At 68.2% G+C, this 21,491-nt stretch carries 24 protein-coding genes and 1 riboswitch; of the genes, 8 read left to right on the top strand and 16 right to left on the bottom strand.

The genetic code is table 11. The annotated features are described in order from the left end of the window. The first annotated feature begins 2 nt into the window (after nt 1-2). On the top strand, nt 3-941 hold the full coding sequence (locus G6N18_RS18765; RefSeq protein ID WP_083004733.1) for an aminoglycoside phosphotransferase family protein: 939 nt from the start codon (nt 3-5) through the stop codon (nt 939-941). On the opposite strand, the gene G6N18_RS18760 is transcribed toward G6N18_RS18765, so the two are convergent. The 4 genes from G6N18_RS18760 to G6N18_RS18745 are packed head-to-tail and all read right to left on the bottom strand — an operon-like array spanning nt 938 to nt 4,692. Further along, on the bottom strand, nt 938-2,038 hold the full coding sequence (locus tag G6N18_RS18760; RefSeq protein ID WP_083004729.1) for an Rv3575c family transcriptional regulator: 1,101 nt from the start codon (nt 2,036-2,038) through the stop codon (nt 938-940). The genes G6N18_RS18765 and G6N18_RS18760 overlap by 4 nt on opposite strands. Before the next feature lie 38 nt (nt 2,039-2,076). Further along, nucleotides 2,077-2,943, bottom strand: a complete 867-nt coding sequence (locus G6N18_RS18755) for a metal ABC transporter permease (RefSeq protein WP_067222298.1) — start codon at nt 2,941-2,943, stop codon at nt 2,077-2,079. Next, on the bottom strand, nt 2,943-3,719 hold the full coding sequence (locus G6N18_RS18750; RefSeq protein WP_067222295.1) for a metal ABC transporter ATP-binding protein: 777 nt from the start codon (nt 3,717-3,719) through the stop codon (nt 2,943-2,945). Before G6N18_RS18750 ends, G6N18_RS18755 begins: the two co-directional genes overlap by 1 nt. Then, nucleotides 3,706-4,692 (bottom strand): metal ABC transporter solute-binding protein, Zn/Mn family, encoded by a 987-nt coding sequence (locus G6N18_RS18745; protein WP_276060443.1) that lies wholly within the window; start codon nt 4,690-4,692, stop codon nt 3,706-3,708. The genes G6N18_RS18750 and G6N18_RS18745 overlap by 14 nt, the downstream gene beginning before the upstream one ends. Nucleotides 4,693-4,761: 69 nt before the next feature. Here G6N18_RS18745 and bluB point away from each other — a divergent pair, with 69 nt between their 5' ends. Both bluB and G6N18_RS18735 read left to right on the top strand, forming a co-directional pair. Then, nucleotides 4,762-5,427 (top strand): 5,6-dimethylbenzimidazole synthase, encoded by a 666-nt coding sequence (gene bluB, locus G6N18_RS18740; RefSeq protein ID WP_083004723.1) that lies wholly within the window; start codon nt 4,762-4,764, stop codon nt 5,425-5,427. Beyond that, complete coding sequence (locus G6N18_RS18735) at nt 5,424-6,182, top strand: LamB/YcsF family protein (protein WP_083004719.1); 759 nt, start codon at nt 5,424-5,426, stop codon at nt 6,180-6,182. Before bluB ends, G6N18_RS18735 begins: the two co-directional genes overlap by 4 nt. On the opposite strand, the gene G6N18_RS18730 is transcribed toward G6N18_RS18735, so the two are convergent. From G6N18_RS18730 to G6N18_RS18710, 5 genes are all read right to left on the bottom strand, one after another. Next, nucleotides 6,175-6,834 (bottom strand): (2Fe-2S)-binding protein, encoded by a 660-nt coding sequence (locus G6N18_RS18730; RefSeq protein WP_083004716.1) that lies wholly within the window; start codon nt 6,832-6,834, stop codon nt 6,175-6,177. The genes G6N18_RS18735 and G6N18_RS18730 overlap by 8 nt on opposite strands. Further along, complete coding sequence (locus G6N18_RS18725) at nt 6,831-7,613, bottom strand: ABC transporter ATP-binding protein (RefSeq protein ID WP_083004713.1); 783 nt, start codon at nt 7,611-7,613, stop codon at nt 6,831-6,833. Before G6N18_RS18725 ends, G6N18_RS18730 begins: the two co-directional genes overlap by 4 nt. Continuing rightward, a complete protein-coding gene (locus G6N18_RS18720; RefSeq protein ID WP_234806210.1) occupies nt 7,610-8,680 on the bottom strand; it encodes a FecCD family ABC transporter permease in 1,071 nt (356 codons plus the stop codon). The genes G6N18_RS18725 and G6N18_RS18720 overlap by 4 nt, the downstream gene beginning before the upstream one ends. Beyond that, nucleotides 8,677-9,657, bottom strand: coding sequence for an ABC transporter substrate-binding protein (locus tag G6N18_RS18715; RefSeq protein WP_083004709.1), 981 nt, complete (start codon nt 9,655-9,657; stop codon nt 8,677-8,679). Before G6N18_RS18715 ends, G6N18_RS18720 begins: the two co-directional genes overlap by 4 nt. 88 nt (nt 9,658-9,745) lie before the next feature. Beyond that, nucleotides 9,746-9,868, bottom strand: a riboswitch (cobalamin riboswitch). A 33-nt stretch (nt 9,869-9,901) separates the two neighbouring features. After that, nucleotides 9,902-10,168 carry a WhiB family transcriptional regulator gene (locus G6N18_RS18710; RefSeq protein ID WP_083004814.1) on the bottom strand — a complete coding sequence of 89 codons (267 nt, stop codon included), beginning with the start codon at nt 10,166-10,168 and terminating at the stop codon, nt 9,902-9,904. A gap of 149 nt (nt 10,169-10,317) precedes the next feature. Between G6N18_RS18710 and G6N18_RS18705 the strand changes: the two genes are divergently transcribed. Beyond that, complete coding sequence (locus G6N18_RS18705; RefSeq protein WP_083004706.1) at nt 10,318-11,238, top strand: MBL fold metallo-hydrolase; 921 nt, start codon at nt 10,318-10,320, stop codon at nt 11,236-11,238. Nucleotides 11,239-11,256: 18 nt separating this feature from the next. On the opposite strand, the gene rlmB is transcribed toward G6N18_RS18705, so the two are convergent. From rlmB to carD, 4 genes are read right to left on the bottom strand one after another with little or no spacing between them, the layout of a single operon-like run. Beyond that, nucleotides 11,257-12,204, bottom strand: a complete 948-nt coding sequence (gene rlmB / locus G6N18_RS18700; protein WP_083004703.1) for a 23S rRNA (guanosine(2251)-2'-O)-methyltransferase RlmB — start codon at nt 12,202-12,204, stop codon at nt 11,257-11,259. Continuing rightward, complete coding sequence (gene cysS, locus G6N18_RS18695; protein WP_083004700.1) at nt 12,205-13,605, bottom strand: cysteine--tRNA ligase; 1,401 nt, start codon at nt 13,603-13,605, stop codon at nt 12,205-12,207. Between the two features lie 45 nt (nt 13,606-13,650). Continuing rightward, complete coding sequence (gene ispF / locus G6N18_RS18690; protein ID WP_083004697.1) at nt 13,651-14,130, bottom strand: 2-C-methyl-D-erythritol 2,4-cyclodiphosphate synthase; 480 nt, start codon at nt 14,128-14,130, stop codon at nt 13,651-13,653. Between the two features lie 5 nt (nt 14,131-14,135). Next, the gene (gene carD, locus G6N18_RS18685; protein ID WP_003888533.1) at nt 14,136-14,624 is read right to left on the bottom strand and encodes an RNA polymerase-binding transcription factor CarD; all 489 of its coding nucleotides are present in this window, start codon (nt 14,622-14,624) and stop codon (nt 14,136-14,138) included. Nucleotides 14,625-14,964: 340 nt separating this feature from the next. Between carD and G6N18_RS18680 the strand changes: the two genes are divergently transcribed. The 3 genes from G6N18_RS18680 to disA all read left to right on the top strand — a co-directional run bounded on the left by G6N18_RS18680 (nt 14,965) and on the right by disA (nt 18,156). Continuing rightward, nucleotides 14,965-15,531 carry a copper chaperone PCu(A)C domain-containing protein gene (locus G6N18_RS18680; protein ID WP_083004693.1) on the top strand — a complete coding sequence of 189 codons (567 nt, stop codon included), beginning with the start codon at nt 14,965-14,967 and terminating at the stop codon, nt 15,529-15,531. 75 nt (nt 15,532-15,606) lie between these two features. Next, nucleotides 15,607-17,007 (top strand): DNA repair protein RadA, encoded by a 1,401-nt coding sequence (gene radA / locus G6N18_RS18675; protein ID WP_083004689.1) that lies wholly within the window; start codon nt 15,607-15,609, stop codon nt 17,005-17,007. Between the two features lie 30 nt (nt 17,008-17,037). Beyond that, a complete protein-coding gene (disA, locus tag G6N18_RS18670; RefSeq protein WP_083004685.1) occupies nt 17,038-18,156 on the top strand; it encodes a DNA integrity scanning diadenylate cyclase DisA in 1,119 nt (372 codons plus the stop codon). A gap of 22 nt (nt 18,157-18,178) precedes the next feature. Here the strand turns inward: disA and G6N18_RS18665 are convergent, their stop codons facing one another. Both G6N18_RS18665 and G6N18_RS18660 read right to left on the bottom strand, forming a co-directional pair. Further along, entirely contained in the window at nt 18,179-18,943 is a 765-nt protein-coding gene (locus G6N18_RS18665; protein WP_067222243.1) for a hypothetical protein, read from the bottom strand. 59 nt (nt 18,944-19,002) lie between these two features. Then, a complete protein-coding gene (locus tag G6N18_RS18660) occupies nt 19,003-19,623 on the bottom strand; it encodes a carbonic anhydrase (RefSeq protein ID WP_083004682.1) in 621 nt (206 codons plus the stop codon). Here G6N18_RS18660 and G6N18_RS18655 point away from each other — a divergent pair. Beyond that, a complete protein-coding gene (locus G6N18_RS18655; RefSeq protein WP_083004678.1) occupies nt 19,622-20,566 on the top strand; it encodes an HhH-GPD family protein in 945 nt (314 codons plus the stop codon). The two genes, G6N18_RS18660 and G6N18_RS18655, sit on opposite strands and share 2 nt — an antisense overlap. Here the strand turns inward: G6N18_RS18655 and G6N18_RS18650 are convergent. After that, nucleotides 20,494-21,489 (bottom strand): GlxA family transcriptional regulator, encoded by a 996-nt coding sequence (locus G6N18_RS18650; protein WP_083004675.1) that lies wholly within the window; start codon nt 21,487-21,489, stop codon nt 20,494-20,496. The two genes, G6N18_RS18655 and G6N18_RS18650, sit on opposite strands and share 73 nt — an antisense overlap. Nucleotides 21,490-21,491 lie beyond the last annotated feature (2 nt).

Below are 21,491 nucleotides of genomic sequence, written 5' to 3'. Positions count from 1 at the left end.
CGGTGCTGACCGACGCCGAGATCGCCGCCCGCACCGCCACCGCCGTCGCCGCAGCCGCCGCGGCCGGTGTCGACCTCGGTCTGCGTGTGGACGAACCCCGCGTGCTCTACGACGCGTTCTCCGTGATCGTCCACCTGTCGCCCGCTCCGGTCGTGGTCCGGGTACCCACGGTGCTGCCGCCGTCGTACACCGCGAACCCGCACGAGCAGACCAGGCAACAGCGCGCGGAACTGGCCGTGGCCGGATGGCTAGCCGATCGCGGCCATCCCGTCGTGCCGCCCAGCCCGCTCGTGCCGCGCGAACCCGTTCGGCGCGACGGTTTCTCGATGACGTTCTGGCAGTTCGTCGAACAGATTCCGGACGTAGCGCCGGACATGGGCCGGCGGATGGAGCAGACCGCGCGGTTGCACGCCGCGCTTCGCGACTACGACGGGGAACTCGAGTTCTGGGCGCCGTTCAACTCCTACATCCCCGAAGGGCTTGCGCAGCTACGGCGCCTGCCCGAGCTGGTCTCTGCCGCCGATCTCGAACGCGCCCAACGGGAATGGGCCGCCATCGCCCCGGTGCTGACGTCGCGCGCGGCATTCGAGGCGGCCTTCCCCGGTGTGGACGTGCAGACCATCCACGGCGACGCGCCGTACCACAACATGATCGCCACCGCCGACGGCGACCTGTGGTCGGACTTCGAACTCGTGACGTTGGGCGCGGTCGAATCCGATCTGGCGTTGACGGGCCCGGAAGCGATCGCCACCTACGACGCGGCCGCCGTCTCGCTCGGACTGCGGCCGACCGACGCACGGGTGCTGCGCATCACCGAGGCGGCCGGCCGGCTCGCGATGATAGCGGCCCTGGCGATGGCACCCGCCCTGCCGATGCTGGTCGAGGGCATCGCGCCGATGATCGACTTGTGGCGGGCCACCCCACCGCTGACCGAAATCTAGGCGGGAGGACCCGCGGTGCGGCCGCGGATGACCTCGGTGTCGAGCACCTCGACCACAGGCAGCCCGCTGCGGGGCGGGTGATGCAGCAATCGTCCTGCCCGACGGCCTTTTTCGAGGCTGGGCTGCGCGACGGTGGCGAGGCCACGCCGCAACGCCTCGGGAACTCCGTCGAAGCCGGTGACCGTCATCTGGCCCGGCACGTATATCCCCCGGGCCCGCAGATGGTCCATCGCCGAGAGCGCCAGCACATCGGCGGTGCACATCAAGGCGGTCAGTCGCGGGTTGGCGTCGAGCGCGACCTCTGCTGCCGCACCGCCCGAAGTCCGAAGGTGCTCATAGCTTTCCACCACGGTCAGCGATTGCGGGTCGAGGCCGGCCGCGGTCATCGCATCCCGCACACCTGCGATTCGCTCCCGCTGTACGTGGAAGTGCGGTGTCTGCAGTCGGTCTGGGTCGGCGAGGGTCGGTCCCGGCCCGCTGCGTGGCCGGTCGCGGCCCAGCCGCATGGTCAACAGGCCGATTTCCCGATGTCCAAGCTGCAGAACGTGTTCGGCGAGCTGGCGCATCCCGGCACGGTCGTCGATGCACACATGCAAGGCCCCCGGTACGTCCTTGGGTTGGTCGACGACCACCATCGGAAGATGGCGCTGCTGGACCGCCGCGAGATACGGGTCATCGTCGGACGCCGAGTACACCACGAAACCGTCCACCCCCGCGGCCAGTACCGCGGCCGTGCCGTCGCTGACGCTGCGGTTGGGGCCGATCGCCACCAGCAGCAGTCCCTGCCCGGCCGCTTCACAGGACTCGGCCAGGCCGGCAACGAAATCGAGCGCGGCCGGGTCGCTGAACGAGTAGTTGAGCGGTTCGGTGATCATCAGCCCGACCGCACCCGCCCTCCGGGTGCGCAGCGACCGCGCCACCGGATCCGGACCGGGGTAGCCCAGCCGCTTCGCCGTGGCGAGCACCCGCTCACGAAGGTCCGCCGACAGTTGATCAGGCCGGTTGTAGGCGTTGGAGATCGTGGTGCGGGAAACCTTGAGTTCCGCCGCCAGGGAAGCCAGGGTGGCACGCCGTCTGGGCGTCGGACTCCTGGGCATGCTCCCGGAGAGTAGCCGAAGGAGTTTCCCGCTCCCGCTCAGGTGACCAGCACGCGGTCGGCGGTTTGTCGCAGGCCACGCTGCGCTGCCCACACCAGCGCCCACACGCTGCAGGCGACCGTGACGATCACGAAGCTCGGTGGCGCATTGAACATCGCCGACAGGCCGAGCCCGGCCCACACCGAGGCCAGGCTGAACCCGGTGGCCAGCGCGATCGCGCCGCCCGGCCGTGGCGTCAGCATGATCGCCGCGGCAGCGGGGGTGACCACGAGCGCGAACAGCAGCAGCGTGCCGACCGCCTGCACCGCCATCGTCACCGCGAGGCCGAGAAGCGCCATGAACGCCACCGACAAGGCGCGCACCGGCACTCCTTTCGCGTCGGCCACTTGGGCGTTGACGGAAGTGAACAGCAGCGGCCGGTAGATCATCGCGATGCACAGCGCCAGCACGACCAGCAGCACCGCGAACATCGCGATCTGTTGGCCGGAAATCGCCAGCAGGTTGCCGAACAGGACGTTGGTCATGGTGCTCGAACTCCTGGTCGCCATCGAGTTGAAGAACAACCCGAGACCCGTTGCCATGGCCAGCACGGTGCCGGTCGCGACCTCGCGGTCGGCGGCCCGTCGTCCGAGCGCACCGATGACCAGCGCACCGCCGATACAGAAAGCGCCCAGCCCCACCGCCACCGGAACGCCGACCAGGACCGCGCCCGTTGCGCCGGGCAGTCCGATGTGGGCGAGCGCGTGCGCGGCGAACGCGGTGTTGCGCACGACCACGAAGTACCCGATGAGCCCGGCGGCGAGCGCGACGATCGTGCCGCCGATCAGCGCATTGCGCATGAACTCCGACGTGATGATGTGCCACCAATTCTCCTGGTAGCCCAGCGCGACGATGGTCGTGTTCATCATGTTCTCCGCGTGTACAGCTCGCCCTGCGGGGTGTGCACGACTTGCACCCGGGTGCCGTAGAGGTGGCTCAGCAGTGTCTCGTCGACGACGCCGTCGAGGGTGTCGAAGTGGGCATGCCCGTCGAGCAGGTAGATGGCACTGGTCAGGACGCCCAGAAGCGGGTTGAGGTCGTGTGCGACGACCAGGATGGTGACGCCGAACTTCGTGTTCACCCGCTCGAGGACGGCGACGATCTCGCGTTGGCTGCGCAGGTCGAGCGCGGCCAACGGCTCGTCGAGGATCAGCATCCGGGGTTTGGAGACGAGCGCTTCGGCCAACGCGACCCGCTGGCGTTGTCCGCCAGACAGTTGGGACAGTCGCTTGTTCGCCACCGCAGTGGCGTCGACGGCGGCGAGCACCTCGTCGACGCGACGGTTGTCGTCGCGGCTGGGGCGGCCGAATCCCCACCGGTGCCCCGTCAGACCGAGCATCACGGCATCGCGTGCCCGGATCGCCTCACCGGAGGCCGACGCATAGTTCTGCGGGACATAGCCGATGGCCTTGTTCAGCGCGCCGGCCAGTTCGCCGAAGACACGGACATGTCCCGACGCCGGCGGAAGCAGTCCGAGCACGATCTGCAGCAGCGTGGTCTTTCCAGCGCCGTTGGATCCGATGACGGCGACGATGCCGCCCGCAGGCACCTCGAACGTCGCTTCCGACCAGATCAGTCGCCCGCCGCGCGCCGCACTGACGTCGTCGAAGGCCAGCGCAACCCCGGCATCAGCCTCGGACACCGAGCGCCTCGCCGAGTTCGGCCAACTGATTCACCTGCCAGCTCGCAAACGAGTCGGTATCCGGCGGCACGGTCTCGGTGATGTCGACAACCGGGACTCCCGCCCCCTCTGCGGCGGCTCGAAGCTGTTGTGGGACAGCCCCTTCCGTCTGCACGTTGTAGATCAGCACGTCGACGCCGCGATCGGCCAGCAGTTGCAGGAAGACGTCGAGATCCGCGGGCGACGGTTCGGATTCGTTGGCCGAGGAGACCTGGTACCCGCGAGGAGTGCGGTTGACCAAGCCGAGCGCGGCGCCCATGTCGTCAAACACGGTCTCGGTCGCCGCATAGGACTTGCCGGAGGCACCGGCCCTGATGAAGTCGATGCGCTCATCGTACGGCCTGAGGGTCTCGCTGAACGCGGCGCGACGCTCGTCGAAATAACCCGCGGCGCCGGGCTCAAGCTCGCGCAGTCGCGCGCTGACCGCGTCCGCGACCGCCGTCACCGTCGCGGGGTTGTACCAGGCGTGGGGGTTCACTTCGTGGTCGTGGGTCTCGCCCTCGTGGTCGGGGATGGCGCCGCCGACGGCCAGTGCATCGACGACCGGCGCATCAGGCGCCGAGCTGGCCGCGAGCTTGGCCGCCCACTCGTCGTAGTGGCCGCCGTTGAGAACCACGAGTTGGGCCTCCTGGAACTCGGCTGCATCCGAGGGCGCCGGTTCGAAATCGTGCGGATTGACCCCCGAGCTGGCCAGCACCGTGGTGACGCGGGCACAGTCGCCGCCGAGGTCGGAGACGATATCGCCCCATTGGTCGACGCTGACCACGACGTCCACCGGGGTGGCCGGGCAGGCCTCGGCGGACGTCGGCTCCGCCTGCTCAGCGCCCTGCGCACATCCGACCAGCCCGAATGGCGCGGCAAGGAGCAGGCCGGCGAGGGCGCGGACCGCGGATCTCTTTCCAGTGAACACGACGATAACGATAACCGTTTCCAATAGTTCGTGCCCGCCGGGCCGAAGCTCGCCAGACGCGTTCGGCTGCCGCGGAGGCCTACGCTGATCGGCGTGAGCGAGCATGCGTTCAGCGGGCCCGAGCGCCGGGCGGTCTACCGGGCCATCGCCGAGCGCCGCGACATGCGCCGGTTCGTCCCGGACGCGGTGGTTTCGAAGGATGTACTGGCACGGCTGCTGGAGGCGGCGCACACCGCCCCGAGTGTGGGCCTGATGCAGCCGTGGCGGTTCATACGGATCACTGACGCAGACCTTCGGCGTCGCATTCACGACCTGGTCGACCAGGAGCGGCTGCGGACCGCCGAGGCGTTGGGGGCTCGCGGTGCCGAGTTCCTGACCCTCAAGGTCGAAGGAATTCTCGAATGCGCCGAATTGTTGGTGGTGGCGCTTGGTGACGCCAGAGAGCAACACGTGTTCGGCCGGCGCACGCTGCCGCAGATGGACCTGGCATCGGCGTCGTGCGCGATCCAGAATCTCTGGCTGGCCGCCCGCGCCGAAGGCCTCGGCATGGGTTGGGTGTCGATCTTCGAACCGCGTGAACTCGCGGCGTTGCTCGACATGCCCGATGGCGCCGAGCCCGTGGCCGTGCTGTGCCTGGGTCCGGTACCCGAATTCCCCGACCGGCCGCAGTTGGAGATCGACGAGTGGACGTCGGGTCGCCCGCTCGCGGAGTTCGTCTCCGAAAACCGTTGGCCGTCAACGGTGGGGACCCCATCATGACTACCGTGGATCTCAACGCAGACCTCGGCGAGGGCTTCGGGGTGTGGCGACTCGGGGACGACGAGGCCATGCTCGACGTCGTCACCAGCGCCAACGTGGCGTGTGGCTTCCATGCCGGCGACCCGGCGCTGCTGCTGAGGACGTGCCGTGCGGCGGCCGAACGCGGCGTGCGCATCGGCGCGCAGGTGAGCTATCGAGACCTCGCTGGGTTCGGCCGCCGCTTCATCGACGTGCCGCCCGAGGAGTTGACGGCCGAGGTGATCTACCAGATCGGAGCACTGCAAGCGCTTGCCGAAGTTGCCGGATCAACCGTCAGCTACATCAAACCCCATGGGGCGCTGTACAACACGATCGTCACCGATCGGGACCAGGCGCATGCGGTCGCCGAGGCGGTGCACGCCGTCGACGCGTCGCTGCCGGTTCTCGGGCTAGCGGGATCGGCGTTCTTCGGCGAAGCCGAACAACTCGGGCTGCAGACAGTGCCCGAGGCCTTCGCCGACCGGTCCTATCGCCCGGATGGCCAACTGGTGTCGCGGCGTGAGCGCAACGCGGTCCTGCACGACACGGCGGAGATCGCCGACCGGGTCGCGTCGATGGTCAGCGCGGGCAGGGTCGCCGCCGTTGACGGGTCGACCATCCCGATATCGGTCGAATCTATTTGTGTGCACGGTGATTCGCCGGGTGCCGTGCAGATCGCGACAGCTGTGCGGGAACGGCTGCTGGCCGAAGGCGTCCAGATCGGTCCCTTCAGCTGAGTCGTCGCAGCGCACAATCCGAACATTTCGACCCGTCGGCGACGCGGTAGTACAGGCAGCAGCTGCGGCGGCGAAAAGCCAAGTTGTGTTTGACGGTCCCGGATCCCGCCAGCCGTCCCGTCTCCAACAACGACCGAGCCAGCCGGGTGGCCTCCCCACGGAGCTGCGGCCGGACGGAATACAGTGCACGCGTCGCGGCGACCAACGCAGACGCGATGTTGCCGTAGAGCAGTCGCGGCGCGACCTTGACAGGCAGCCCGTCGGCGAGCCGCTCCAAGTGTTCTTCGACGACGATGCGGTAGAGCGTGTTCGGCAGATCCCCGTCGAGCCGCGAGCCCTCGGGCACAGGGATTCTCAGTGCCGCGCTGTCATCGGCGCGCTGCAAGCCGGTGAGATCCGGTAGCACGCCGTGCGCGACAGCGCATGCGAGTACGGGCGACCACAACCGCGACGCGTGGCTCATCTGGACAAGCGACGCGCTGACGCGACGGTCGGCCGTGCGGTACCTGCGGGTCGTCGCCTCGATCAGATCGGCGTAACCGTCGGCGTAACACTCCTCGACCGCACGCCAGCCTCGATCGTCACCGCCGACGACGATCGTGAAGAACCCGCCGTGCCGCGCGATCTCCGCGAGCTCCGTGCTGATCCTCACCGGTTCTGCCCCTTTGGCGCCACGGCTACCCGCAACAGGTTGGTGTGCTCATCGATGTCGACCCGGGCGTCGACGCCGTAGACCTGCGCCAGCAGTTCGACCGTCAGCACCTCGGCGGGAGTGCCGGTCGCGACGACACTGCCACAATCCAGCACACAGATTCGGTCGCAGTATGCCGCAGCGAGATTGAGATCGTGCAGCGCGGCGACGACGGTGGCGCCTGTCGTCCGTAAGAGGTGCAACGCATCATGCTGGTGGCGCAGGTCGAGATGGTTGGTCGGCTCGTCCAGCACGATCGTGTCGGTGCGTTGTGCCAGCGCCCGTGCGATCAACACACGTTGCTTCTGTCCGCCCGAGACGCGGTCGAACGGCTGGTGGGCCAACGCCGATATGTCCACGGCGTCAAGCGCTTCGGCGATGATCCCTCTGTCGTCGACGTTGTCGCCCTCGAACGCGCGCTTGTACGGCGAACGCCCCATGGCGACGACGTCGAACACGGTGAGCTCGAAATCGCCCGGGGTGTCCTGCAGTACCGCCGCCAACCGCCGTGCCGCTCGCTTGGCGGACATCCGCCAGACGTCGTCGCCGTCGATCAACACACGGCCCGACGTCGGTCGCTGGGCACGGTAGAGGGTGCGCAGCAGCGTGGTCTTGCCGGCACCGTTCGGCCCGACGACGCCCACCATCTCGCCGCGGCCTGCATGCAGGGACACGTTGCGGATCAAGGTCTTACGTCCCGCTGACACGGTGACGTCGTCGATGTTAATTCGGCCGGTCATGCCGGCGCCTTACGTCGCATCAACCACAGGAAGTACGGGCCGCCGACGAGCGCGGTGAGTATTCCGACCGGCAACTCCTCGGGCGCGGCGACCGTGCGCGCGGCGATGTCGCACACGATGAGAAACGAGGCGCCGAGCAGCGCGACCGCGGGCAATGCGCGACGGTGGTCGGCGCCGACGATCATGCGCACGATGTGCGGCATGATCAAGCCGACGAAGCCGATCGCACCGCTGACCGCGACCATCGCGCCCACCATCAACGCGACCACGACGAACATCGCTGCGCGGAACCGATGCACATCCAAACCCAGTGCGGTCGCGGCCTCTTCGCCGCTGTACAGCAGGTTCAACGACCGGGTCACCGCCAACAGCGCCGCCACACCGATTGCCACCACGATTGCCGGTATCCACACCATCGACCAGGTCGCCCCACCCAGGCCGCCGAGCATCCAACGCACCGCGGACTGGGCCTTGTGCGGGTCATCGGAGGTGACGATCAGCAGGCTCGAGGCGGCCGAAAGTATCTCGGCGACCGCGACCCCGGCGAGTATCAATCGGATCGTCGTCATCCGACCGCCCGTCTGCGCGAGGAAGTAGACGGCGACCAGTGCAATCAGCGCTCCCACGAACGCGGCCGCCGGTAGCACCATCAGGCCGGCCCCGACGCCGGCCACCAGCACCGAGACCGCACCCACCGAAGCGCCCGACGAGATACCGAGCAGCATCGGGTCTGCCAGTGGATTGCGCACCACCGCCTGCAACGTCATCCCACACGCCGCCAGGCCCGCGCCGACCACGGCTGCCAGCACGACCCTCGGCAGCCGCGCGTCGAGCACGATCGAGGCACGCGTCGGCGGCCATGTCGCGTCCCACAACACCGGGTTGAGTTCGTGCAGCAGAATTTGCCACACCTGCCCGGGAGGAATCGCCACCGAACCGATGGTGACCCCTGCGGTCGTGCACACCAACAGCAACACCACGAGCAGCGTGAGCGCGAGGCTGTATGAAAGGCGGCCGTGAACCGGCGGTGCAGCGCAGGCCGGTCGGTCCAGGATGGCCGACGTCACCCGGTTCGTCCCGGGTGTAGCTGTTCGGCAAGCGATTTCACCGCGTGCCCGACACGGACGCCCGCCGTGATGGAAGACAGCGGCAGCACCGCGAAGCGCTGGTCCCGAACCGCCGGCACCCGCTGCAGCACCGGGTTCTCCCGCAAGAACCTCTTCTTCTGCTCAACCGACTGGTCGCCATAGTCGTAGATCAGGATCACCTCAGGCGCCCGCTCGGCGAACTGTTCGAACGACACGTCAGCCCACACCTTCGGTACGTCGGCGAACAGGTTCCGCCCGCCCGCCGACTCGATGATCTGGTTGCCGATACCTTTCCCGCCGGAGGTGAACACCGTGGTCTCGCCGCTGTCATAGACCGCGACATCAACCGGCGCCGCGCCGTGGATCCGATCCCGACTGTCCTGCAGGGTGCGGCGCTGCCGTTCGATCTCCTGTTCGGCTCGTTCACTGACGCCGAATATCCCTCCCAGCGTTCGGATTTCGTCGTCCACGGCGGACATCGTCATCGGTCCGGGGGAGCAGTTCTCGGTGTTGAGATGCGTGTCGATGCCCACCTCGGTCAGCCGCTCTCGGCCGCGCCCCTCCTTGTCGTCGAATGCACTTGCCCAGCCTCCGTAGACGAAGTCGGGCTCGGTGGCGAGCAGCGTCTCGAACGACGGGTACTCCTCGGCGATCACCGATATCGAGTCATAGGCCTCCTGGTACTCGGGCAGGATTCGGTCGTCCAGGAATGCGGTCGCAACCATGGACTTCTCCAGTCCGAGCGCCAACATCGTCTCGATCGCGTGCTGATTGAGGGCGACAGCACGGCGCGGCGGACGCTCATATGTCGTGGTGATGCCGCAGTTGGTCACGGTGACGGGAAACCCGGCCACGGGTTCGACGGCCGCGAGGTCCGATGGTGGTGCCGGTGTACCGCATCCCGCAAGAAGCAGTGCCGAGATCGCCGCCGAAGCAAGGTGTCGACGCGCCGCCATCTTCCGTGCCTCCCGTCATGGGCGGATGCGACGGGAGCACGCTCGGCATGCCGAGGTCGTCCTCGCCGGGGAAATCCGCCCCAGTTGTGGTGAGGAGGCGACCGCGAGGAGTATCTGGCTCTCGGCGCGGTCGAAAGAATGCGCCGATCACAGTGGCGGGACCGCGCCGGATTCACACCGGCTTCCTCGGGTCACGGTCGCCTGTCGGGGACGATCCTGCCACACCCGAGTCCGCCGGCGCTGATCAACCTGAGCGAGATACGCCGAGCCGCTGCCGCTCTCGCGGCGTCGTCGCGCCCCAGATGCCCCAGGGCTCCACATGCGTGAGCGCATACCGCAGGCAATCGCGTTGCACCGGACACCGACGGCACACTTCCTTGGCTCGTTCCTCGCGAACTGCCCGGCGCTGACCGCGCTCGGCATCGGACGCGAAGAAGATCTCGGTCGGCATCCCACGACACCGTGCGCGCAATTGCCACGACCGATCGTCTGCGTGGTGACGGCAAGACATGTTCCTCCTCACCTCGGTACGCTAACGTTAATGACAATCATTTTCAACACAGGGAGGTCGGGTGCGCACCCCAGTGGTGCTGATCTGCGGTCAAGGGGATGCCGACGGGGTCGCTGAGGTGTTGGCCGGCGCGTCATAAGGTTGGCGCTATGCGCCTCAAGGTCGGCAGGCCGGACCTCACGGACTACGCGAGCTACTTCGACACGCCACCGGCGTCGGCGAGCACACCCCTGACCGTCACCTGGGCGGGTGTCACCACTCTGCTGATCGACGACGGCAATTCGGCCGTACTGACCGACGGCTTCTTCTCGCGGCCCAGCCTCGGCGAAGTGGCCTTGCGGCGGCTCGCGCCGTCGCAACCGCGCATCGACGGCTGCCTGACCCGCCTGCGCATCGACCGGCTGCAAGCCGTCCTGCCCGTCCACACTCACTACGACCACGCGATGGACAGCGCGGTGGTCGCCGAACGGACCGGTGCGAACATCGTGGGCGGAAAGTCGGCCGCCCAGGTGGGCCGCGGCCACCGGCTGCCGGAAGACCGCCTCGTCGTCGTCACCCCCGGGGAGCCCGTCCGGCTCGGGGCCTACGACGTCACGCTCATCGAGGGTGACCACTGTCCACCCGACCGGTTCCCCGGCGTCATCACCCGACCGGTCGTCCCACCGGTCAAAGTGTCGGCATACCGATGTGGCGAGGCGTGGTCCACGTTGGTTCACCACCGGCCGTCGGGTCGACGCCTGCTGGTGGTCGGCAGCGCGGGGTTCGTGCCTGGCGCACTGGCAGGACAGCGCGCCGACGTGGCGTACCTCGGTGTCGGGCAACTCGGATTACAACCCGAGCGGTATCTCGTCGACTACTGGCAGGAGACCGTGCGGACGGTGCGCGCGCGCCGCGTGGTGCTCATCCACTGGGACGACTTCTTCCGTCCGCTGCACGAACCGCTGCGCGCGCTGCCCTACGCCGCCGATGATCTCGACGTTTCGATGCGGGTGTTGTCGCGGCTGGCCCACGAGGATGGCGTCGCGCTGCACCTGCCCACGCTCTGGCAGCCCGCCGATCCGTGGAGCTGAGCCTCTTTCAGCGAGCTCTCAAGAAGGACGGCGTTGGCGGGCGATCTCGGCGAGCACCACGCCGGCGGCCACCGACGCGTTCAACGACTCGGTGGGGCCGGCCATCGGAATGGACACCACGGCGTCACAGGTCTCCCGGACCAACCGTGACAGCCCCTTGCCCTCGGAACCGACCACCACCACGATCGGGCCCGACCCGTCGAGCTCGTCGACGGTGGTGTCCCCGTCGGCGTCCAACCCGACGATCTGCAAGCCGGCGTCGGCCCAACTCTTCAGTGTCCGAGTGAGATTCGTCGCGCGTGCCACCGGCAACCGCGCCGCGGCACCCGCGCTGGTGCGCCACGCCACCGCAGTGACCGACGCCGACCGGCGTTGCGGGATCAGCACGCCATGGCCGCCGAACGCGGCCACCGATCGCACGATCGCACCGAGGTTGCGCGGATCCGAGATGTTGTCCAGGGCCACCAGCAGGGCCGGCGAACCGGCTGCTCTCGCCGACGCGAGCAGGTCGTCGGGGTGTGCATACGAGTAAGGCGGAACCTGAAGCGCCACACTCTGATGCAAGCCGTTGGTGGCGATCCGGTCGAGATCGTGGCGCGGCACCTCGAGAATCGAGATGCCCGCATCGGCGGCGATCTGCACGGCCTCGGTCAGCCGTTCGTCGGCGTCCGCGCCCAGCGCGACGTACAGCGCCGTGGCCGGCACATCCGCCCGCAGGCACTCCAGCACCGGATTGCGGCCCAGCACGACCTCGGTGTCGTCGGTCTTCTTGCCTTGCCGCCGCCCCTGCGACTTCGCCGCCTTGGCGGCGCGCTTTGCGGCCGGATGATTGGGGCGCATGTGCGCGGGTGGGGTGGCGCCGCGGCCTTCGAGGCCCCGTCGCCGCACACCGCCCGACCCGACCGTCGGTCCCTTCTTGGTGCCCGGTTTGCGGACCGCACCCCTGCGCCGTGAATTGCCCGCCATCTACTTGGGGTACCCGTCGAGCAGCGTCCACTGCGGGCCGTCGGCAGTATCGGTGACCTCGATGCCCGCTTCCTTTAGGCGGTCCCGGATCGCGTCGGCCTCGGCCCAGTCCCGCCGCGCCCGTGCGTCCTCGCGGCGCTTCACTTCCGCCTGCACCAGCACGTCGACCGCCGCCAACGCCGCCGACGTCTCGTCCTTGGACTCCCAGCGCTCGTCGAGTGGGTCGGCGCCGAGGATGCCCATCATCGCGCGGATCGACATCGCCTGGCTCAACGCTGTCTCGTGGTCGCCGACGTCGAGGGCCCGATTGCCCTCGGCGCGGGCGGCGTGCACCTCAGCCAGCGCGATCGGCACCGACAGGTCGTCGTCGAGCGCGGCACCGAACTTCGGCGTCCACTCGCCGGGCACAACCGCACCGACACGGTTGCGCACACGGTGCAGAAAGTCCTCGATCCCGGTGTAGGCCTTCGCCGCGTCCTGCAGCGCCGTCTCCGAGAACTCGAGCATCGACCGATAGTGCGCGCTGCCCAGGTAATACCTCAGTTCCGAGGCCCGGACCCGTTGCAGCACAGCGGGAATCGCGAGCACATTGCCCAGCGACTTGCTCATCTTCTCACCGCCCATGGTGACCCAGCCGTTGTGCAGCCAGTACCGGGCGAACGGGTCGCCCGCGGCCTCGGCCTGGGCGATCTCGTTCTCGTGGTGCGGGAACACCAGATCCATACCGCCCGCGTGAATGTCGAACTGGGCGCCGAGGTAGGCCTCGCACATCGCGACGCATTCGGTGTGCCAGCCCGGCCTGCCCCGACCCCATGGCGTCGGCCAGGACGGTTCACCGGGCTTGGCGCCCTTCCACAGCGTGAAGTCGCGGTCGTCGCGCTTGCCGGTCGCGACGCCCTCACCCTGATGCACGTCGTCGATCCGGTGGCCGGACAGCTTGCCGTAGCCCGGCATGCTGAGCACGTCGAAGTACACGTCACCGCCGCTGGCGTAGGCGTGTCCGCGCTCGATCAACCGCTCGATCAGCTCGACCATCTGGGTGATGTGACCGGTGGCGCGCGGCTCGGCAGATGGCGGCAGCACGCCGAGCGCGTCGTAAGCCGCCGAGAACGCGCGCTCATACGTGGCGGCCCACTCCCACCACGGCCTGCCCGCGTCGGCGGCCTTGTTGAGGATCTTGTCGTCGATGTCGGTGACATTGCGGATGAACGCGACGTCGTAGCCCTTGGCCAGCAGCCAGCGCCGCAACACGTCGAAGGCGACGCCGCTGCGAACGTGTCCGATGTGTGGCAGGCCCTGCACGGTGGCACCACACAGGTAAACGGAAGCGTGGCCGGGGCGGACCGGCACGAAATCGCGCACAGCACCGGTCATGGTGTCGTACAGCCGCAGTTCGGTCACCCTTCCCGACCGTTCGCTCCACTCACGACCGGCCAGCTTACCGGCCTATTCGGGCTTCACCACCAACGCGGTCGCGATCGCGGCGAGCCCCTCGCCGCGGCCGGTCAGGCCCAGCCCGTCGGTGGTGGTCGCGCTCACCGACACGGGGGCGTCGAGCAATCCGGACAGAAGTTCCTGCGCCTCGCCACGCCGCGGGCCGACCTTGGGTCGGTTGCCGATGACCTGGACGGCCGCATTGACGATGTGGAAACCCTGCCCATCAACCAACTCGCGGACGTGCCGCAGCATGTCGGCACCGCTGGCGTCCCGCCACTGGGGACGGCCGGTGCCGAACACCTCGCCGAGATCGCCGAGCCCGGCTGCCGACAGAAGCGCATCGCACAGCGCGTGCGCAGCGACATCGCCGTCGGAATGGCCTGCGCAGCCCTCGGCATCGTCGAACAGCAGGCACAGCAACCAGCAGGGCCGCCCGACCTGGATGGGGTGCACGTCGGTGCCGAGCCCGACCCTTGGCAGGCTCGTCATCGACTTCAGGAAGCGGCGGCTAGTGCCTCGTCGAGAATGGTCGCGGCCTTCTCGTCGTCGGTGTTCTCGGCCAGCGCGAGCTCGCCCACCAGGATCTGCCGCGCCTTGGCGAGCATCCGCTTTTCCCCCGCGGACAGGCCACGCTCCTGATCGCGTCGCCACAAGTCGCGGACGACTTCGGCGACCTTGTTGACGTCACCTGAAGCCAACTTCTCGAGATTGGCCTTGTACCGCCGCGACCAGTTGGTCGGCTCCTCTGTATGGGGGGCGCGGAGCACCTGGAAAACCTTGTCCAGGCCCTCCTGTCCGACGACGTCGCGCACCCCGACATACTCTGCGTTCTCGGCGGGTACTCGAACCGTGAGGTCGCCTTGGGCGACCTTCAAGACGAGATATTCCTTCTGTTCGCCTTTGATGGTCCGGGTTTCGATCGCTTCGATCAACGCAGCACCGTGGTGGGGATAAACAACGGTGTCTCCGACCTTGAAAATCATCAGTTTCGAGCCCCTTTCACACTCCAATGCTAGCACGGGCCCCAGACGGGGGCGCACCAACGGTGCAGGTCAGGGGCACCTCAGGAGAACACCAGGGGTTGACACGACGGCGAATCCATGCATGGCTCTGATGTCCGACAGGTGACTCGTCGGCGCCCCGGCGATAGCCGTCGCAGCGCCCTGAACACGCGGATTACCGATCTTGGCCGGTGGCTCCGGCGAGAGTTCGGGCACGCCATCGGCCCTGCGCTACCGCCTACTGCGCGCACCTACTACTGTGCATAGTCGAATCCCCGCGGCCGGTCGCATCGGCCGCTCGACGGTCGAGCAGGAGGCAAGAGTGGACCGCTTCAAACTGGCCGCCTGTGGGCTGGCCGCCGCCGTCGCGCTCGTTGGCTGCAGTTCCGGTCAGGTTTCACAGATGACCTTGCAGGAGCCGGCCGTCAACGGCACCAGCGCCGACCTCGGCTCGATCGCATTGCGCAACGTGCACCTGCGGGCCGAGCAGGTGAGCGACTTCGTCCAGCCGGGCAAAGAGGTGGAGCTGATCTTCCAGGCGTCCAACGCCTCGCCCGACCAGGCGGACAAACTGGTGTCGGTCACCTCCGACATCGGCAAAGTGACACTGACCGGTGACACCACGCTGCCGGCCGGCGGTGCGCTCACCGTCGGCGCGCCCGACGGGCAGATCACCCCGTTGGAGAGCGTCGAGGCGGCCGAAGCCGCCGAGGCGAAGGTGACGCTGTCCAAGCCGATCACCAACGGGCTGACGTACGACTTCACGTTCAAGTTCCAGAAGGCCGGCGAGACCACCGTGCCGGTGCCGATCTCGGCGGGCGAGGAGCCGCGACGCGGGGACGCCGCCGAGGCGGGCGACACGGCCGGCGGTCACGGCGGCGGGCACTGAGCGAAGTCGGCGACACGGCGGCTCACCAGTGAGTTTCTGTCGGTTTCTGTCGGAGGCGACGGTTACCGTCACAGCGTGGCCAAAGGTGGCGTCAAGGCGCATTCGCAGTACCGCTGCTCAGAATGCCACCACATCACCCTCAAGTGGGTCGGCCGCTGCCCGGAGTGCGGCACCTGGGGCACGGTCGACGAGGTAGCCGTCCTCTCCGCGGTGGCCGGAGCGGGCGCGCGACGTTCGGTCGCACCCTCCTCCCCGGCCGTGCCGATCACCTCCATCGATCCCGGCCGCACCCGCCACTTCCACACGGGCGTCACGGAATTCGACCGGGTGCTCGGCGGCGGCCTGGTTCCCGGCTCGGTGACGCTACTGGCCGGCGACCCCGGAGTCGGCAAGTCGACGCTGCTGCTGGAGGTCGCACACCGGTGGGCGGCGGCCGGTCGGCGCGCGCTGTACCTCTCGGGTGAGGAGTCAGCAGGCCAGATCCGGATGCGAGCCGAACGCACGGGATGCACGCACGACGAGGTCTACCTGGCCGCCGAATCGGATCTGGCGACGGCGCTGGGGCACATCGACGAAGTGCAGCCCAGCCTGGTGGTGGTCGACTCGGTGCAGACGATGTCCAGCACCGAGGCCGACGGGGTAACCGGCGGCGTCACCCAGGTGCGGGCCGTCACCACCGCGCTGACGTCCTATGCCAAGGCCGGCCCGTCCCGGGGCGTCGCGATGATCCTCGTCGGTCACGTCACCAAGGACGGCGCGATCGCGGGGCCACGCTCACTGGAGCACCTGGTCGACGTCGTGCTGCACTTCGAGGGTGACCGCGCGTCGTCGCTTCGAATGGTCCGCGGCGTCAAGAACCGGTTCGGCGCCGCCGACGAGGTCGGTTGCTTTCTGTTGCACGACAACGGGATAGAGGGCGTCGCCGACCCTTCCGCCCTGTTCCGCGACCAACGCCCGAAACCGGTTGCGGGCACGGCGATCACGGTCGCTCTCGACGGCAAGCGGCCGTTGATCGGTGAGGTGCAGGCGCTGATCGGACCACCCGCGAACGGAACTCCGCGGCGGGCGGTCAGCGGTATCGACGCGTCACGCGCGGCGATGATCACCGCGGTGCTCGACAGACACGCGGGCCTGGCGGTCGCCACGCGCGACATCTACCTGTCCACGGTGGGCGGGATGCGGCTGACCGATCCGTCGACGGACCTCGCGGTCGCGGTGGCCATCGCATCGTCCACGATGAACCTGCCGATGCCGGCCGAGGCGGTCGCGATCGGTGAGGTCGGGCTGGCCGGTGACCTGCGGGGGGTCACGGGCATGGACCGTCGGCTGGCCGAGGCGGCGCGGCTCGGCTTCACCTCGGCGGTGATACCGCCGGGCGTGACGTCGGTTCCTGCCGGGCTGCGTGCGATCACTGCCGACGACATCGGTTCGGCGTTGCGGGTTTTACGCGAAATCAGCAAAGATCAGCGAAGATAGTGCAATGACGGCCGATCCTAGGGAGGGGCGATGGCCGTGAAGTCGGGCGGAAGATCGGGTCGCACCGTGGTGCCGTTGGCCCGGCCGACGCTGCGCGAGACCATCGCCCGGTTGGCGCCCGGAACCGCACTGCGCGACGGTCTCGAGCGCATCCTGCGCGGACGCACCGGCGCGCTGATCCTGATCGGCTACGACGACAGCGTCGAGGCGATCTGCGACGGTGGCTTTTCCCTCGACGTCCGCTATGCGCCGACACGGCTGCGCGAGCTGTCCAAGATGGACGGCGCCGTGGTGCTCTCCAGCGACGGCAGTCGCATTCTGCGGGCCAACGTGCAACTGGTGCCTGATCCGTCGATCCCCACCGAGGAATCAGGGACGCGGCACCGCTCCGCCGAGCGTGCCGCGATCCAGACCGGCTATCCGGTGATCTCAGTGAGCCATTCGATGAGCATCGTGACCGTGTATGTGGCCGGGGAGCGCCACGTGATCCCGGACTCGGCGACCATTCTGTCGCGCGCCAACCAGACCATCGACACCCTCGAGCGTTACAAGACGCGCCTCGACGAGGTCAGCAGGCAGCTCTCGACGGCCGAGATCGAAGACTTCGTCACCTTGCGCGACGTGATGACAGTGGTGCAGCGGCTCGAGATGGTTCGTCGCATCAGCCTCGAGATCGATTCCTACGTAGTCGAACTCGGAACTGACGGCCGTCAGCTCAAGCTGCAATTGGAGGAGCTGGTGGGCGACAACGACACCGCCCGCGAGCTGATCGTGCGCGACTATCACGCGAATCCCGACCCGCCGTCGGCGGCGCAGGTGAGCGCCACGCTCGACGAACTCGACGGCCTGTCCGACAACGAGCTGCTCGACTTCACCACGCTGGCAAGAGTTTTCGGCTACCCGTCGACAATCGAGGCGCAGGATTCGGCGATGAGCTCACGCGGCTACCGCGCGATGGCCGGTATCCCTCGCCTGCAGTTCGCGCACGTCGACCTGCTGGTGCGTTCGTTCGGCTCACTGCAGGGTCTGCTGGCGGCCAGCGCAGGTGATCTGCAGTCGGTCGAGGGCATCGGCTCGATGTGGGCACGCCACATCCGGGAAGGCCTGTCGCAGTTGGCGGAGTCGACGATCGCCGACCGGCTGGCCTAGCGGGCTATCGGGCTATCGCGGCTCAGCCGGCGGGCGGGGGCCCGGGCGGCGGCGCGGCGCCGTTGCCGTGCACCGGCGACTGCGGCGCCGCGAGGATGAACGGCACCGTCGCTGAACGCAGATTGCCCAGCTGCACGACCAGGTTGTACGTGCCGGGTCCGATGGGTTGCCGCGGCAGCGGGCAACCCGGCGCGGAGCCCATGCCCGTCCAGGTGACCTCCGTCGTCACCTGCTCACCGGGCTGGAACGTCTTGACCAGCGTTTCGTTCGACGGTGCACAGTCGAGGTTGGACCAGAGCCGGGCGTTGTCCAGCGAGTACACGTAGGCCGCCAGCACGGCGGCACCGACGTCGCGTTTGCAGCCGACGAGCCCGATGTTGGTGACCACCATTGTGAACTTCGGCTGATCACCCACGACGTACTGCGGTTGGTTCGTGATGCCCTTGACGGCAAGCGAGGAATCGGGGCAATCGTCGCCCTCGTTGAGTAGCGGCGGCGGCACCACCGCCGCGGTCGGCGTCGCCGTCGGGGGCGGCGCATCCTGCGCCGGCGGCATCACCGGCGTCTTGACTTCGGGGTTCTCCCCCGGCAGCGGCGTCGGCCCGGCTGCCGCGGTGGACGCAGACTTCTCCGCGTTCGCCTCGTCCGTGCCGCCGGTGTTCTTCACAACCACGACCACGATGGCCGCGATCACGCCGATCACGAGTACCGCTATGCCCAGCGCCAGTGCCCTGCGACGCCAGTAGATCTGCGTCGGTAGCGGGCCATGCGGTTCCAGATCCAGCACAAGTTCAAGGTAAGGCCGGGTCGCGCCTTATCGCCCGAGGTGACCCGGCGTGTCGCCCGTCAGCCTTCGCCGATGTCGCCCAGATGATCTCGCAACACCACCCGGCCGTCGGCCAGATGGTAGGTCAGTCCCACGATCGCCAGGTCGCCCGCAGCAACCCCCTCGGCGATGGCCGTCGAGCGGGCCATCAGCTGCGCCCCGGTCTCAGTGACGTGCCGGGCCTCGAACTCGTCAACCCTCTTCAACCCGTCACGCCTGCCCAGCAGAATCGACGGCATCACCCGTTCAACGATGTCGCGCACGTAGCCGCCGGGCACCACGCCTTCGTACAGTGCGGCCAAAGTCGCCTTCACCGCGCCGCAGCTGTCGTGGCCCAGCACCGCGATCAGCGGCACGTTGAGCACATTGACCGCGTACTCGATGGAGCCCAGCACCGCCGAGTCGATGACATGTCCCGCGGTACGGACCACGAACATGTCTCCGAGGCCCTGATCGAAAATGATCTCGGCCGCCACGCGGCTGTCCCCGCAACCGAACACCACCGCGGTCGGCTTCTGCGACGCTGCCAGGCTCGCGCGGTGCTCGACGCCCTGGCTCGGGTGGACGGGCTTACCGGCGACGAAGCGCTCGTTACCCTCTTTGAGTGCTTTCCATGCGGTCACTGGGTTGGTGTTCGGCATGACCGGTATTGTGCCTCAGCTGCTCGATTGGTTTGACCGCGGGCAGCGCGACCTGCCGTGGCGCCGGCCCGGGGTGACACCGTGGCAAATCCTGGTCAGCGAGTTCATGCTGCAACAAACGCCGGTGGCCCGGGTCGAACCGGCCTGGCTCGCATGGGTGCAGCGTTGGCCGACCCCGTCGGCGACCGCGGCGGCGAGTGCCGCCGACGTGTTGCGAGCGTGGGGCAAGCTGGGGTATCCGCGCCGCGCCAAGCGATTACACGAGTGCGCGACGGTGATCGCCGCGGAGTACGACGACGTCGTGCCGTCCGACGTCGAGACGCTGTTGACTCTGCCGGGCGTCGGCGCGTACACCGCGCGTGCAGTCGCCTGCTTCGCCTACCGCCGGCGGGTGCCGGTCGTCGACACCAACGTTCGTCGTGTCGTCGCCAGGGTGGTGCACGGTCGCGCCGAGGCAGCGGCATCGTCGTCGCCGCGTGACCTCGCCGACGTCGAGACTCTGCTGCCCGACGACGAACTGGCGCCGAAGTTCTCGGTCGCGCTGATGGAACTGGGCGCGACGGTGTGCACCGCTCGGGCGCCGCGGTGCGGGCTGTGCCCGCTGGACATGTGCGCGTGGCGTTCGCATGGTTTTCCTTCGTCGACGGCGCGGACGCGCCGCACGCAGCGCTACGCGGGCACCGACCGGCAGGTGCGCGGTCGTCTGCTTGATGTATTGCGCGGCAACGACTCTCCCGTCACCCGCGCGCAACTCGACGTCGCCTGGTTGTCCGATACCGCCCAACGCGACCGGGCACTTGATTCGCTGTTGGTCGACGGCCTCATCGAACAGACCGCCGACGGCCGGTTCGCGCTCGCCGGCGAAGGCGATCAGGCGGTGGCCGCCGATTCCTGCGTTCCGCCGTTGGAATCCTCTGCACCACAAGCGAACCTGCGTCGATAGTCCGACGGTGTCACTCCGATGATCCTGCGGAAGTGGTGGCGCAGCAGCGTCGCGGTGCCGAAGCCACTGCGTTCGGCGATCCGGTCGACATCGAGATCGGTCTCCTCCAACAGGGTGCGCGCGTACAACACACGTTGATCGGTAACCCATTGCATCGGCGTCCGGCCGGTCTCTTCTACGAATCGGCGTGCGAACGTGCGCGCGGACATGTGCGCGCGGGCGGCCAACGTGGCAACGGTGTGCGGTTTGTCGAGATTGCCGAGAATCCAATCAAGGTGGGGGGCAAAGCGTTCCGAACATCGCACCGGGATCGGCTGGTCGATGTACTGGCGCTGACCGCCGTCGCGTTGCGGCGGAACCACCATGCGGCGGGCGATCTTGTTGGTCACCTCGCTGCCGAGTTCGCGCCGGACGAGATGCAGGCAGGCGTCGATTCCCGCCGCGGTGCCCGCACTGGTGATCAGGTTGCCGTCGTCGACGAACAGCACGTTGCGGTCGACTTTGGCGGTCGGATATTTCCGGGCGAGTGCGTCGGCGTGCATCCAGTGCGTGGTGCAGGGCCTGCCGTCGAGCAATCCCGCGGCACCGGCGACGAAAGCACCCGAGCACACGGTGAGGATGATCGAGCCGGCGTCGGCGGCGGTGCGGACGGCGGCCAGCGCCTCGGGCAGGTACTCCGATCCGCCGATCGCCGGGATCGCGACGAGGTCGGCGCCCACCAGGTCGGCGAGGCCATGAGCGGGTGTGATCGTCGCCCCGACGGAGGTGCTGACCGGTCTGCCGGGCTGGGGCCCGCAGATCTTGAAGTCGAAATTGGGCACGCCGTCGGCGGAACGGTCGATACCGAAGACCTCGCAGATGACTCCGAACTCGAAAATCGCCAGATCGTCGAGCACCAGTGTCGATACGCTCTTCATCGCCATGG

The organism is Mycolicibacterium celeriflavum (genome assembly GCF_010731795.1).
Lineage (GTDB): Bacteria > Actinomycetota > Actinomycetes > Mycobacteriales > Mycobacteriaceae > Mycobacterium > Mycobacterium celeriflavum.
This window is presented reverse-complemented; position numbering and strand designations above follow the sequence as displayed.

Excerpts from the sequence above, each read along its gene's own strand:
- G6N18_RS18710 (WP_083004814.1), bottom strand. The coding sequence starts at position 10,168 with ATGTCTTGCCGTCACCACGCAGACGATCGGTCGTGGCAATTGCGCGCA.
- G6N18_RS18760 (WP_083004729.1), bottom strand. The coding sequence starts at position 2,038 with ATGCCCAGGAGTCCGACGCCCAGACGGCGTGCCACCCTGGCTTCCCTG.
- G6N18_RS18725 (WP_083004713.1), bottom strand. The coding sequence starts at position 7,613 with ATGACCGGCCGAATTAACATCGACGACGTCACCGTGTCAGCGGGACGT.
- G6N18_RS18755 (WP_067222298.1), bottom strand. The coding sequence starts at position 2,943 with ATGAACACGACCATCGTCGCGCTGGGCTACCAGGAGAATTGGTGGCAC.
- carD (WP_003888533.1), bottom strand. The coding sequence starts at position 14,624 with ATGATTTTCAAGGTCGGAGACACCGTTGTTTATCCCCACCACGGTGCT.
- G6N18_RS18705 (WP_083004706.1), top strand. The coding sequence starts at position 10,318 with ATGCGCCTCAAGGTCGGCAGGCCGGACCTCACGGACTACGCGAGCTAC.
- rlmB (WP_083004703.1), bottom strand. The coding sequence starts at position 12,204 with ATGGCGGGCAATTCACGGCGCAGGGGTGCGGTCCGCAAACCGGGCACC.
- G6N18_RS18660 (WP_083004682.1), bottom strand. The coding sequence starts at position 19,623 with ATGCCGAACACCAACCCAGTGACCGCATGGAAAGCACTCAAAGAGGGT.
- G6N18_RS18735 (WP_083004719.1), top strand. The coding sequence starts at position 5,424 with ATGACTACCGTGGATCTCAACGCAGACCTCGGCGAGGGCTTCGGGGTG.
- G6N18_RS18650 (WP_083004675.1), bottom strand. The coding sequence starts at position 21,489 with ATGGCGATGAAGAGCGTATCGACACTGGTGCTCGACGATCTGGCGATT.
- disA (WP_083004685.1), top strand. The coding sequence starts at position 17,038 with ATGGCCGTGAAGTCGGGCGGAAGATCGGGTCGCACCGTGGTGCCGTTG.
- G6N18_RS18655 (WP_083004678.1), top strand. The coding sequence starts at position 19,622 with ATGACCGGTATTGTGCCTCAGCTGCTCGATTGGTTTGACCGCGGGCAG.
- ispF (WP_083004697.1), bottom strand. The coding sequence starts at position 14,130 with ATGACGAGCCTGCCAAGGGTCGGGCTCGGCACCGACGTGCACCCCATC.
- G6N18_RS18715 (WP_083004709.1), bottom strand. The coding sequence starts at position 9,657 with ATGGCGGCGCGTCGACACCTTGCTTCGGCGGCGATCTCGGCACTGCTT.